This window comes from Streptomyces sp. NPDC026589, assembly GCF_040638385.1.
In the GTDB taxonomy this organism is placed as follows: domain Bacteria; phylum Actinomycetota; class Actinomycetes; order Streptomycetales; family Streptomycetaceae; genus Streptomyces.
In genome coordinates this window covers 1-13,350 of sequence record NZ_JBEZYG010000013.1, presented here as the reverse complement: position 1 = coordinate 13,350, position 13,350 = coordinate 1, and the positions used below count along the sequence as shown (strand labels likewise).

Annotated in this window: 7 protein-coding genes; 6 read left to right on the top strand and 1 reads right to left on the bottom strand. The window is 70.6% G+C overall.

The genetic code is table 11. The features are described from left to right. Window positions 1-8 precede the first annotated feature (8 nt). Together AB0F29_RS22370 and AB0F29_RS22365 are read left to right on the top strand one after the other, a co-directional pair. Window positions 9-1,382, top strand: a complete 1,374-nt coding sequence (locus AB0F29_RS22370; RefSeq protein ID WP_361874561.1) for an alkaline phosphatase PhoX — start codon at window positions 9-11, stop codon at window positions 1,380-1,382. A gap of 178 nt (window positions 1,383-1,560) precedes the next feature. Then, entirely contained in the window at window positions 1,561-2,424 is an 864-nt protein-coding gene (locus tag AB0F29_RS22365; protein WP_361875054.1) for a polysaccharide deacetylase family protein, read from the top strand. 91 nt (window positions 2,425-2,515) lie between these two features. On the opposite strand, the gene AB0F29_RS22360 is transcribed toward AB0F29_RS22365, so the two are convergent. After that, window positions 2,516-4,849 carry a ricin-type beta-trefoil lectin domain protein gene (locus AB0F29_RS22360; protein WP_361875051.1) on the bottom strand — a complete coding sequence of 778 codons (2,334 nt, stop codon included), beginning with the start codon at window positions 4,847-4,849 and terminating at the stop codon, window positions 2,516-2,518. Between the two features lie 606 nt (window positions 4,850-5,455). Here AB0F29_RS22360 and AB0F29_RS22355 point away from each other — a divergent pair. The 4 genes from AB0F29_RS22355 to AB0F29_RS22340 all read left to right on the top strand — a co-directional run bounded on the left by AB0F29_RS22355 (window position 5,456) and on the right by AB0F29_RS22340 (window position 13,213). Beyond that, on the top strand, window positions 5,456-8,293 hold the full coding sequence (locus AB0F29_RS22355) for a PQQ-dependent sugar dehydrogenase (protein WP_361874559.1): 2,838 nt from the start codon (window positions 5,456-5,458) through the stop codon (window positions 8,291-8,293). After that, complete coding sequence (locus tag AB0F29_RS22350) at window positions 8,290-10,068, top strand: ThuA domain-containing protein (protein ID WP_361874557.1); 1,779 nt, start codon at window positions 8,290-8,292, stop codon at window positions 10,066-10,068. The genes AB0F29_RS22355 and AB0F29_RS22350 overlap by 4 nt, the downstream gene beginning before the upstream one ends. 284 nt (window positions 10,069-10,352) lie before the next feature. Beyond that, a complete protein-coding gene (locus AB0F29_RS22345) occupies window positions 10,353-11,414 on the top strand; it encodes a MoxR family ATPase (RefSeq protein ID WP_361874555.1) in 1,062 nt (353 codons plus the stop codon). Continuing rightward, entirely contained in the window at window positions 11,411-13,213 is a 1,803-nt protein-coding gene (locus AB0F29_RS22340) for a VWA-like domain-containing protein (RefSeq protein WP_361874553.1), read from the top strand. The genes AB0F29_RS22345 and AB0F29_RS22340 overlap by 4 nt, the downstream gene beginning before the upstream one ends. Window positions 13,214-13,350: the final 137 nt, after the last annotated feature.

Below are 13,350 nucleotides of genomic sequence, written 5' to 3'. Positions count from 1 at the left end.
GTCACCTCATGTCAACCGCACCCCGCTCCACCGCGACACGACGCCAGGTCCTGGCAGGCAGCGGCGCAGCCGCCGCGATCGCCTTCACGGGGGCCTTCTCCGAACTCTTCGCGGGCACGGCCGCCGCACGCGGCCACGACGGCTACGGCCCGCTCGTCCCCGACCCCGACGGACTGCTCGACCTGCCGAAGGGATTCCGCTACCGGGTGCTGTCCCGGGAGGGCGAACCGCTGCGCTCCGGCGAGGGGCCGGTGCCGGGCAACCACGACGGGATGGCCGCGCTGCCCGGTCGCCACGGCCGGGTCCACCTGGTCCGCAACCACGAGAACCGGCACACCGCCAAGCTCGGCGTACCGACCGTCGAGGGGCTGACCTACGACCCGGCGGCCAAGGGCGGCTGTACTTCCCTGGAGCTGGACGGCCGCAACAAGGTGCTCGGTGAACGCGTCGCCATCGCCGGCACGGCGGTCAACTGCGCGGGCGGGCCCACTCCCTGGCGCACCTGGCTGACCTGCGAGGAGAACGAGGACAAGGCCGGTACCAACGGGTACACCAAGGACCACGGCTTCATCTTCGAGGTGGACGGCGCCGATCCGCGCCGCACCGGGGCCGTCCCGCTGACCGCGATGGGCCGCTTCCAGCACGAGGCGATCGCCGTCGACCCGAAGTCCGGGATCGTGTACGAGACGGAGGACGCGTTCGACAAGCCGTTCGGACTCTTCTACCGCTTCCTTCCCGAGAAGCCGCTCGGCGGCACCGGATCGCTCCGGGCGGGCGGGGCGCTGGAGGCGATGCGGGTGCCGGGCGTTCCCGACCTCTCCGCCGCCCAGAAGACCGGGACCAGCTTCGACCGGATCGAGTGGGCCCCCGTACCGGATCCGCTGGCGGCGGAGACCGCGATCCGCTTCCAGGACTTCGGCCCGAAGGGCGTCACGCACGCCCAGAAGCTGGAGGGCTGCTACTGGGGCGGCTCGTCCGTCTACTTCGTCTCCAGCTTCGCCCGTAGCGACGAGGGTTCGGCGGCCGACCACTACGGCCAGGTCTGGCGCTACGAGCCGAAGAAGCGGCGGCTCACCCTGGTCGTGATCTTCGGCCCGGACACCGACATCCAGCTGCCCGGCGAGTCGCCCGACAACATCTGCCTGGCGGCCGACGGCGGGCTGATGGTCTGCGAGGACGGCGACGGCGCGCAGCACGTGCTCGGGGTGACCCGGCGCGGCGAGGTGTACACGATGGCGCGCGGGCGGCAGAACATCGGAACGCCCGAGGCGCCGGAGTGGGGGGAGTTCGCGGGGGTCGTCTTCTCCCCGGACGGCTCGACGATGTACGTGAACTGCTACAGGCCGGGGACGACGTTCGCGGTGACGGGGCCGTGGTGCTGAGGTAGCCGGCGCGGCGTTCCGGAGGTGACCGGGGGCGTTCCGGAGGTGATCGGGGCGGCGTTCCGGAGGTGACCGGGGCGGCCTCACTTCATCGGACACCGGAGCACCGCCGCCCGATATAACCGGATTATCAGACATTTTCCGTTATTTTCCGTGAGTGATCACTGCTGCGCGGAAGATGCGGAAGACGACGACTCTGACAGTCGCGGGCGTACTGACCGGCGCCACCCTGGCCGGGTGCGGGGGCTCTGCCCCCGCACCCGCTCCCCCGCCCACCCCGGCGGCATCCGCCCCGGCCTCGGCCGCACCGGAGAAGCCGCCCACGATGGCCCCCGGTCCGGCGGGCCGCACCCCGGTCTTCGAGCGGAGGCCGACGGGCGGGGGCGCGGCCGGCCGCGCGGCGGAGAAGGTCGTGGCGCTGACGTTCGACGCCGACATGACGGCCGACCAGGGCCCCCGGGCCGCCTCCGGCGAACGCTTCGACAACCCGGAACTGGTCGCGCTGCTGCGCCGGCTGAAGGTGCCCTCCACCGTCTTCATGACCGGGCGCTGGGCCGAGGAGTACCCGGCGCAGGCGAAGGCCATCGGCACGGACCCGCTGTTCGAGATCGCCAACCACTCCTACAGCCACCACGCCTTCAGCTCCCCCTGTTACGGCCTGCCGGTGGTCGGGAAGGACACGATGGCCCGCGAGGTGGAGCGTACCTTCGCCGCGTTCCGGAAGGCGGGGGCGCGGAACGTGGTGCCGTACTTCCGTTTCCCCGGCGGCTGTTACGACGACACGGCGCTGCGCGCGCTGGCCCCGGCGAACGTGACGGCGGTGCAGTGGGACGTGGTCAGCGGCGACGCCTTCGCCACGGACGCGGACGCGGTGGCCGAGCAGGTGCTGGACGGGGTGCGGCCGGGCTCCCTCGTGGTGATGCACTGCACCCGCAGCGCGGCCCCGGCCACCGAGGCGGCCGTACGCCGGATCGTGCCGGAACTGCGCGAGCGCGGCTACCGCTTCGTGAAGGTGTCGGAGTTGATGGAGGACAGGCCCTGAGCTCGTTGTGCGGAGCGAGGGCCGGAGATGTGCACTCCAGCCCTCGCCCCTTGAGACGGCATCTCACCGTCTGTCGCGTCGGCCCTCTGTACTACGGCAGGGCCCACTTCTGGTTGGGACCGGTGTGGCAGGCCCACAGATGGACCGGTGTGCCGTCGTTCCAGGCGCCTCCGGACGCGTCGAGGCACTTGCCGGACCGCGGGTTGCGCAGCGTGCCGTCGGCCTGGGGTTGCCAGGTCTGGGCCGCGCTGCCGTTGCAGCCGTAGAGCTGCACCTTCGTGCCGTCGGCAGTGCCCGCGTTGTCGATGTCCAGGCACTTGTCCAGGGCGCGCACGGTTCCGTCACCGGAGACCGTCCACTTCTGGGCCGCGGTGTTGTTGCAGGTCCACAGCTGGATCTTCGTGCCGTCGGCGGTGCCGCTGTTGTCCACGTCCAGGCACTTGCCGTTGACCCCCTTCACCTCGCCCGTTCGGGAAGTCGCGCCGGGCAGCTGGTTCATCGTGTACCAGGCTTCGGTGCTCCAGAGCTGTTCGCCGCCCGTCGCGCTGAAGGGACGGGCCGAGCGCACATGGACGACTCGGTCGGCCTTGAGCCCGGGGATCGTCAGCGTGACCGTCTTGCGGTCGGCGGAGAGGGTGGCCGACTGGGCGGTGAGGCTCTCCTCGTCGACCTTGGGGCCGCCGTACGCCGCGGTCGGCACGTAGCGCCACTGCTTGATCTTGTAGCGTCCGGCCAGGTCGGCCGCGGTCTCCGTCGACACCGGCTGGGTGTACTCCAGCTCGAAACCGCCCGGGACCGCGCGCATGGCGCGGATGTCGAAGGCGTCGGTGCCGTTCGGCGTCAGCTTCTGCAGACCGTGGCTGAGCTTGCCCTCCTGGCCCCAGTTGCCGCCCGCCCCCAGCCCGCCCGCGTAGAGGGCGCCGTCCGGGCCGACGCTGATCCGGGTGACACCGGCCTCCAGCCCCTGCGTGAGGCGGAAGACCGCCCCCTGGTACTCACCGCCGACCTTCTCCAGGAACCCACGCTGAATGCCACCGTAGGTCACGTCTCCGAACAGCATCTGACCGGCGAAGGGGCCGTCCTTCAACTGGAGGGGTGTGCTGGGAGAGTTGGCTATCTCGTTCTGCGGGAGCCACAGCACCGGTTTGGTCACCGGCCGGGAGTCGAAGGGCCCGTCCGGGTTCATGTAGTGGTTGAAGAAGCGGTCCTGCTTGATGTGCACCAGCTTCGACGAGGGCAGCCAGCCGCCCTGGTTGTCGGTGACGAACATGTCGCCGTCCGGGCCCCACCCGATGCCGTTGGGGGTGCGCAGTCCACCGGCGACGTAACTGACTTCGCCGCTCGCCTTGTTCACCTTGATCGTGGTGCCGCGGTTCGGTGCCGGTTGCGGGTCCGTGGTGGCCCCGCCGTAGTTGATCGACACCGACAGGTTCAGATAGAAGAACCCGTCCTTGTACAGCAGGCCGAAGGCGAACTCGTGGAAGTTGTTGCCGAACGGCCAGGTGGCGATCCGTTTGTACTGGTCGGTGACGCCGTCGCCGTTGGTGTCGTTCAGTTCGGTCAGTTCGTGTTTCTGGGAGACATAGAGCTTGCCGTCCACGTACTTGACGCCCATCGGCTCCTTGAGGCCGCTCGCGATCTTCTTGTACGTCACCTTGTCGGGGCCGGTGGCCCCGGTGACGTTGCTCAGCAGGTACACCTCGCCCGTGCTGTTGTCCGTGCCGCCCCAGGTGGTCACCGCGAGGCGGCCGTCAGGCAGCCAGTCCATGGCGGAGACCTGCGGTTCGAAGCCGGCCGGCCTCAGGTTCGTCAGGGTGTAGTTCGGGTGGACCCCGGTCAGGGGCAGTCCGTCACCGGGCGCGTCGAGGACGCCTTCGCACTCTTTCCGGCCCGGCGACGTGACGCGTACGACGCCGGCGTCGGTGCTCAGCACCGAGTCCGGTACGAGGCTGAAGCCGGTGGCGCCCGGAGGCTTCCAGGCGAGCGTGATCTGCTGGCCGCCACCGGCCTCGAAGTGCTCGATGCGCAGGGAGTGCACGCCGGCCGTCAGCGAGACCGTGCCGTCCTTGGGCAGGTCGGGGCCGTGCAGTCCGTCGTGGTCGATGACCAGCTTGTCATCGACGTAGAGGCGGGAACCGTCGTCGCTGGTCAGGCGGAAGGTGTGGCTGCCGGCCGCGGCGACGTCGAGGTTCCCGGTGACCTGCGTGACGAAGTTGGACGCGAGCCCGAAGTCCGCGTCGGAGGTCCAGTTGATCACCGACATCTTCTTGTCGATGTTCGGGGTCTGTCCGGGCTTGAGGGTGCAGATCTCCTTCAGCGATGTCTGCACGTCGAAGACGCGGAGCGTGACACCGGGTTCCTGCGGGGGAAGAGGTGCGGCCTCCGGGGCGGCCGCGTCCGCGGGGAGCGACAGGCCGAGGGCCAGTAACGGGACGGTGAGCGATACGGCCAGACGTCTGCCGAGTCGCGGGGAGAACAGCCGTGGATACACGTGACCTCCTGTAGGCCCCCGAGACCGGGGGCACAAATGGGGCAAAGTGCAGAATCCACCGCCGCCGGAGCGCGCCGCCGTTCCGGATACGGAGAGATGCGGAGATGTGGAGATGTGCGATGCGGAGATGCGGAGATGCGGACGGTGACGCTGGGGCGCGTACCGCCGCCCCACCGCCGCGCCGCACACAGTAGGGACTTCCGCCGGGCACGTCCATACTTTGTCATGAGCCTGTACAAAGTTCTCGGCAGATGCGGTGAGCGCCCGTCAACTCCAGCCTCATTGAAGGCACTTGGGATCAAGAAGGCCGGAGGAGATCATCACCCCGGGGCTCATCCAGTCGCTTTGTCCCTCTACTGGAAAAAGTTACGGCCATCTGTGTCAAAGGGGTTTCTGCTGCGTGAAAAAGCGAATAGCTTCCTGCCCTGTACCGAACGACAAGGGCGGAACGCCCTCCCTCCGGGGTCCCCCAAGCCCCTCGGCGCGATGGCGTGCGCCTGTGCTCCAGACCCCCACCCCGTCAGCACACGGAGGATGCGCGTGCACAGGAGACTCATTCGACCTCTCGCGGCGCTGGCCTGCACCTTGCTCGCCGCCGCGGGCGCTCTCACCGCCCAGCAGAGACCCGCGGACGCGACACCCGCACTCACGTCGGCCGCCGCGGCCGACGAGTTCCAACAAGTCACCCTCGCCAAAGGGGTGGCGGAGACCGGCGAGCCCATGACGCTCGCCGTCCTGCCCGACAGGTCCGTGCTGCACACGTCACGGGACGGCACCCTCCGCCTCACCGACGCGGCAGGCGCCACCAAGGTCGCCGGAAAGCTGGACGTCTACTCGCACGACGAAGAGGGCCTGCAAGGCGTCGGCGTGGACCCGGGCTTCACCACGAACCGCTTCATCTACCTCTACTACGCGCCGAAGCTGACGACCCCCTCCGGCGACGCGCCCGCGAACGGGTCCGCAGCGGACTTCGCCCCCTTCGACGGCGTCAACCGGCTGTCGCGTTTCGTCCTCGGAGCCGACGGCTCACTCGACATCGCCAGCGAGAAGAAGGTCCTCGACGTCCCCGCGAGCCGCGGACTGTGCTGCCACGTCGGCGGCGACATCGATTTCGACGGCCAGGGCAACCTGTACCTCTCCACCGGTGACGACAGCAACCCCTTCGCGTCCGACGGCTACACCCCCATCGACGAGCGCGCCGGCCGCAACCCCGCGTACGACGCCCAGCGCTCCTCCGGCAACACCAACGACCTGCGCGGCAAGGTGCTGCGGATCAAGGTGGGCGCTGACGGGGGTTACACCGTCCCGTCCGGCAACCTCTTCGCGCCCGGCACCGCGAAGACCAGGCCGGAGATCTACGCCATGGGGTTCCGTAACCCCTTCCGGATGAGCGTCGACAAGGCCACCGGCACCGTCTACCTAGGCGACTACGGCCCCGACGCGGGCACGGCGAACGCGGGACGCGGACCCGCCGGGCAGGTCGAGTTCAACCGGATCACCAAGGCCGGCAACTACGGCTGGCCCTACTGCACCGGCGACAACAGCCCGTACGTGGACTACAACTTCGCCACCTCGACGTCGGGCGCCGCCTTCTCCTGCGCCGCCCCCAGGAACACGTCGCCGAACAACACCGGCCTCACCGACCTCCCCCCGGCCCAGCCCGCCTGGATACCGTACGACGGGGGTTCCGTCCCCGAGTTCGGCAGCGGCTCGGAGTCACCGATGGGCGGACCCGTCTACCGCTACGACGCGGCCTCGACCTCCACCGTCAAGTTCCCGCAGAGCTTCGACGGCGACTTCTTCGCCGGCGAGTTCGGCCGCAAGTGGATCAAACGTATCGAGCAGTCCGGCGACGGCACCGTACAGTCGATCAACGCCTTCCCCTGGCAGGGCACCCAGGTCATGGACATGACCTTCGGCCCGGACGGCGCGTTGTACGTCCTCGACTACGGCACCGGCTACTTCAACGGAGACGCCAACAGCGCGGTCTACCGTATCGAGTACGTCACCGACGGGCGCGCCCCGCTCGCCAAGGCCACCGCGAACCGCACCTCCGGACAGGCCCCGCTCACGGTGGCGTTCTCCTCGGCCGGGACCTCCGACCCCGACGGCGACCCCCTCACCTACGCCTGGAAGTTCGGTGACGGGGGCACGTCCACGGCCGCGAACCCCTCACACACCTACACCGCCAACGGCCGCTACACCGCCGAACTGACCGTCTCCGACGGCACCGGCGCCACCGCCACCGCCTCCGTCATCATCACCGTCGGCAACACCGCGCCCACCGTCACCCTCAACCTGCCCGCCGAGGGCTCCATCATCGACCCGGGCGCCGCCGTACCCTTCACGGTCACCGTCACCGACCCCGAGGACGGCACGATCGACTGCTCCAAGGTGAAGGTCACCTTCATCATCGGCCACGACAACCACGGTCACCCGCAGACCTCCGCCACCGGCTGCTCCGGCACCGTACAGACCATCGCCGACGGCGAACACGACCCCAACGCGAACATCTTCGGCGTCTGGGACGCCGAGTACACCGACAAGGGAGCAGGCGGCCAGCCCGCCCTGACCACGCACGACCAGAACATCAGCCAGGGCAGCAAGCGACAGGCCGAGCACTTCAGCGCCTCCGCCGGCATCCAGATCGTCGACAAGGCCACGGCCAACGGTGGCAAGACCGTCGGCTACATCGACAACGACGACTGGATCTCCTTCACCCCGTACATCCTCGGCAACGCCACCAAGGTGACCGCCCGGGTCTCCTCCGGCGGTGCGGGAGGCACGCTGGAGGTACGGGCCGGCTCGCCCACCGGCACCCTGCTCGGCTCGGCCGCGGTCCCCGCCACCGGAGGCTGGGACACCTTCCGGGACGTGAGCGCCGACCTGACCAACCGCCCGGCCTCCACCACCGCCCTGTACCTCGTGTTCAAGGGCGGCAGCGGCTCCCTCTTCGACCTCGACGACTTCACCTTCACCACCAGCGGGGCCACCGCACCCGGCGGTGAGCTCAAGGGGATCGGCGGCAAGTGCGCGGAGGCCGCCGGCGGAGCGAGCGCCGACGGCACGCAGATCCAGTTGTGGACGTGCAACCGGACAGCCGCCCAGAAGTGGACGCCCGGCACGGACGACACGCTGCGGGCGCTCGGCAAGTGCCTGGACATCAGTGGCGCCGGCACCGCCGACGGCACCAAGATCCAGCTGTACGGGTGCAACGGTACGGGCGCCCAGAAGTGGGTGGCTCAGGCCGACGGAACGTTGAAGAACCCGTTGTCCGGCAAGTGCCTGGACGCCTCCGGAGCCTCCTCGGCGGACGGTACCAAGCTCCACCTGTGGACCTGCCACACCGGCGCCAACCAGAAGTGGACCCTGTCATGAGCCGACATCTCACCCGTCTCGCCTGCTGGGCCGCCTGCGGCCTGCTCGGCGCCGCAGCCCTGCCCACGGCGGTCTCCACAGCCTCCGAACCGGGCCCGGCCGCCCCCGACCGCACGGCGGCCACCCCTGCCCGCACGGCGGCCGCCGCCGCCGACCCGGCATACGACGTGCTGGTCTACTCCAAGACCGCCGGATTCCGCCACTCCTCCATCGACGAGGGCATCACCGCCCTGCGCCAGCTGGGCACCGCCAACAACTTCACCGTCACCGCGACCGAGGACGCCGCCGCCTTCACCCCCGGCAACCTCAGCGGTTACGAGGCCGTCGTCTTCCTCTCCACCACCGGCGACGTCCTCAACACCGCCCAGCAGACCGCCTTCGAGGGATACATCGGGGCCGGTGGCGGCTACGTCGGCATCCACGCGGCGGCCGACACGGAGTACGACTGGACCTGGTACAACGGCCTGGCCGGCGCCCTGTTCAAGTCCCACCCGCACATCCAGCCGGCCACCGTCAAGGTGGAGGACCGCGCCCACGACGCCACCGCGCACCTCGGCCCGACCTGGCAGCGGACCGACGAGTGGTACGACTACCGCACCAACCCCCGCGGTTCGGCCCACGTCCTGGCCTCGCTCGACGAGTCCACGTACAGCGGCGGCACCATGGGCGGCGACCACCCCATCGCCTGGTGCAAGGACTACGAAGGAGGTCGCGCCTTCTACACCGGCGGCGGCCACACCGAGGACTCCTACGCCGACCCCGCCTTCCGCCGCCATCTGCTCGGCGGCATCCGCTGGGCCGCGGAGATGACGGAGGCCGACTGCCGCCCGGAGACCGGCTACACCGCCCTGTTCGGCACCTCCGGAACGACCGGCTGGAAGCAGGCCGGTCCGGGCTCCTTCGCCGCCGCCGACAACACCCTGACCTCCCGGGGCGGCCTCGGCCTGTTCTGGTACCAGGCCAAGGAGTACAAGTCCTACTCGCTGAAGCTCGACTGGCGCCAGGCCGGTGACGACAACTCCGGCGTCTTCGTGGGCTTCCCCGCCTCCGACGACCCGTGGTCGGCCGTCAACAACGGGTACGAGATCCAGATCGACGCCACGGACGCTCCCGACCGCACCACCGGCGCCGTCTACGGCTACAAGTCCGCCGACCTCGCCGCCCGCGACGCGGCGCTGAACCCGCCGGGCGAGTGGAACACGTACGAGATCCGGGTCGAGGGCGAGCACCTCCAGCTCTTCCTCAACGGCCGCAGGGTCAACGACTTCACCAACACCGACCCCGCCCGCAGTCTCCAGCAGGGCCACATCGGCCTCCAGAACCACGGTGACGGCGACGACGTGTCCTTCCGCAACATCCGGATCAAGGAGCTGGGCGGCGCGACCGGCCCCCGGGAGGGCGCCATCACCGGCATCGGCGGCAAGTGCGTCGACGTCGCCAACGGGTCGAGCTCCGACGGCACGCAGATCCAGTTGTGGACGTGCAACCAGAGCGCCGCCCAGAAGTGGACGGTCGCCTCGGACGACACGCTGCGCGCCCTGGGCAAGTGCATGGACATCAGCGGCAGCGGCACGGCCGACGGCACCAAGGTGCAGCTCTACGGCTGCAACAGCACCGGTGCCCAGAAATGGGTGCCCCAGGCCGACGGCACGCTGAAGAACCCGCAGTCGGGCAAGTGCCTGGACGCGTCCGGTGTCTCCTCCGCCGACGGCACCAAGCTCCACCTGTGGAGCTGCCACACCGGTGCCAACCAGAAGTGGGCGCTCCCCGGCTGAGCGATCCTCTGGACTTCGTCGGCACCGCTGAGGGCGGCGCCGGCGAAACCGGCCGCGAGACCGGGCCGGTGACGGCGGCCGGGCGCCACGCCGAGGCGCCCGGCCGCCGTGCGCTCACGCTCGTCGAGGCGCAGTTCTGCCGCCGTCCCGCGAGCCGACCCGCGGCACAGCGGCACAGCGGCACAGCGGCACAGCGGCAGAGGCAGGGAAAATGCAGGTGCGCCTGCTCGCACCAGCCCCCTACGTTGGGCGATCAGGACATTCCCTTCCAAGGAGCCGACCGCTTGCAGGCCGCAGTAACCGTCACGCCCACGCAGATCCCGGACCTCCTTCTGGGCCTCGCCACCGTCCGCCCGGTGTTCCTCTGGGGCGCCCCCGGCATCGGGAAGTCCTCCCTGGTGCGGAAGTTCGCCGAATCCCTGGGCCTGGAGTGCGTCAGCCTGCTGGGCACGCAGCTCGCCCCCGAGGACCTGATCGGCGTGCCGCAGATCCGTGACGGCCGCTCCGTGTTCTGCCCGCCGGAGGCCATCGCCCGCGACGAGCCGTACTGCCTCTTCCTCGACGAGCTGAACGCCGCGACCCCGGACGTGCAGAAGGCCTTCTACTCGCTCATCCTCGACCGCCGGATCGGCAGCTACGAGCTTCCGGAAGGCTCGATCGTGATCGGCGCAGGCAACCGCGCCACCGACAACGCCCTGGCACGCCCCATCGCCTCCGCGCTCGTCAACCGCCTCACCCACGTCCACCTGCGTGCCTCCGCCACCGACTGGCTGGTGTGGGCGGGCGAGAACGGCATTCATCCCTGGGTGGTGGACTACCTCGCCGACCGGCCCGACCACCTGTGGTCGCAGCCGCCCAAGACCGAGGAGCCGTTCTCCACGCCCCGCTCCTGGCACATGCTCTCCGACGCGCTGGACTCCTTCGGGCCGGCGCTGGACGAGGAGACGCTGAAGATCGTCGCCCACGGGACGCTGACTCCCGCCCATGCCGTCTCCTTCTGCGGGTACGCCAAGATCGTGCGGCACACCTACGGCATCGAGGCGATCATCAAGGGAGACGCCTCCTGGCCCCGCCGCACCGAGGACCGCGACCTGCTCTACTACCTCGCCGAAGCGTTCCGGGGACGGCTCGTCAAGGAGCTCCCGGCCCAGCGCGAGCACGCCTCGGCCGCCGTGCGCGAGACCTCCTACCGCGCCAAGTCGCTGCTCGTGCAGCTCGCCGAGATATCCGTCGAGGTCGCCCAGACCGTCATCGCCGAGGACGCCGACGGCAACCCGGTGCTGCCCGCCTGGTTCCTCGTGGAGGCCGCCCGCGACATGCCCCGGCTGGTCGAGGCCCGGCGTTGAGCCGCTCCCGCAAGCAGGGCGCGGACCGCCCCGACCCGGCCGCCGAAGCCTTCGCCGCCGGCGCCGAACTGGTACGCCGCAACCCCGCGCTCGCCGCCGTCGACGCCGACTTCATCCGGGCCAAGGCCAATGCCGACGCCCCCGGCCAGGGCCTCGTCCGCGCGGACTCCAACGGGCGGGTGCACGTCCACCCCACCCGCCGGGCCGAACCGGGCGAGTGGGCCTGGGCACTCGCCCACGCCCTCCTCCACCTCGGTTTCGGCCACCTCCCCGCCGCCAAGGAGCTCCGCGAGCAGCCCGACCGCTTCGCCCTCGCCGCCCGCTGCACCGTAGTCAACCGCTTCCTCGCCACGTTCCCCATCGGCACCGCCCCCGACCACCTCCCCGAGAGCTACCCCGACGGCGACGAGGAGCAGCTCGCCGCCCGCTGGCGCAGGACCGGCGTCCCGGCCGCCTACGAGCGGTGCGGCACCGCGGACGGCGAACCCGACCAACTGCTGGTCCAGTGGCCGCGCCCGGACACCACCCTGCCCGACCGGCAGCTCGCCTTCGCCTACGCACTGACCCGTACGGTCTCCGCCGCGATGGACGTCGCGGGCGGCCGCCGCGACCGGCTCACCGGTGAACGCGTCGCCCAGCGCCCCTGGGACCGCGCCCTCAACTGGTTCGTCTCGTCCTACCCGCTGCTCGGCGGCCTCGCGGCCGGACTGACCGTCGTCGCCGACGCCGAACTCGCCCGCACGCACGACATCTCCGTGGCCGCCGTGGACGCCACCGCCGGCGAGATCTATGTCAATCCGCTCAAACGGTTCACGGACGAGGAGTGGCGGTTCGTCCTCGCCCACGAGATGCTGCACGCCGCCCTGCGTCACGGCGGGCGGCGCGGCGCCCGCGACCACTATCTCTTCAACGTCGCCGCCGACTACGTCATCAACGGCTGGCTGGTCGAGATGGACGTCGGCGCGATGCCCGAAGGGCTGCTGTACGACCCCGAGTTGAAGGGACTGTCGGCCGAGGAGGTGTACGACCGGATCGCCACCGGGCTGCGGCGCGGCCGACGCCTCGCGACCCTGCGCGGCAAGGGCGTCGGGGACATCCTGGGCGAGCCCCTGCCGGGCCGGACCGCCGACCCCGTCGACCTCGACGCCTTCTACCGGCGCGCCCTCGTCCAGGGCCACCAGCTGCACACCGACCGACAGCGCGGCCTGCTGCCGGCCGGACTGGTCCAGGAGATCCGTGCGCTGGCCCACCCGCCCGTTCCGTGGGACGCCCGGCTGGCCCGCTGGTTCGACGAGTTCGTGCCCCGCCCCGAGCCGGTACGCAGCTACTCCCGGCCCGCCCGACGCCAGGCCTCGACCCCCGACATCCCGCGCGCGGGCCGCTCCTTCCCGCCCGAGGAGGTCGCCCGCTGCACCTTCGGCGTCGTCCTGGACACCTCGGGCTCGATGTCCGGCCCCCTGCTCGCCAAGGCGCTGGGGGCGATCGCCTCGTACGCCGAGGCCCGCGACGTGCCGGCCGCCCGCGTGGTGTTCTGCGACGCCGCCGCCTACGACGCCGGGTACCTGGCGCCGACGGAGATCGCCGGACGGGTACGGGTGCGGGGGCGCGGCGGCACGGTCCTGCAACCCGGCGTCGACCTGCTGCAACGGGCCGACGACTTCCCGCCGACGGCCCCGGTCCTGGTGATCACCGACGGCTGGTGCGACGCGCTGCGGGTCCGCCGCGAGCACGCCTACCTGATCCCGGAGGGCGCCGGGCTGCCGTTCACCCCGCGCGGACCGGTCTTCCGGGTGCGCTGAGCCGTTCCGGACGCACCGAGCGGCGGGGCCGCGCACGGGCTCGCCCCAGTGCGCCTATCCGGCGATCAGTTCGCGCATGGTGGCCATGTCGCTGAACGGCAGCAGTTCGCCCCGGACGCTCTGGTGCGGTTCGCTGC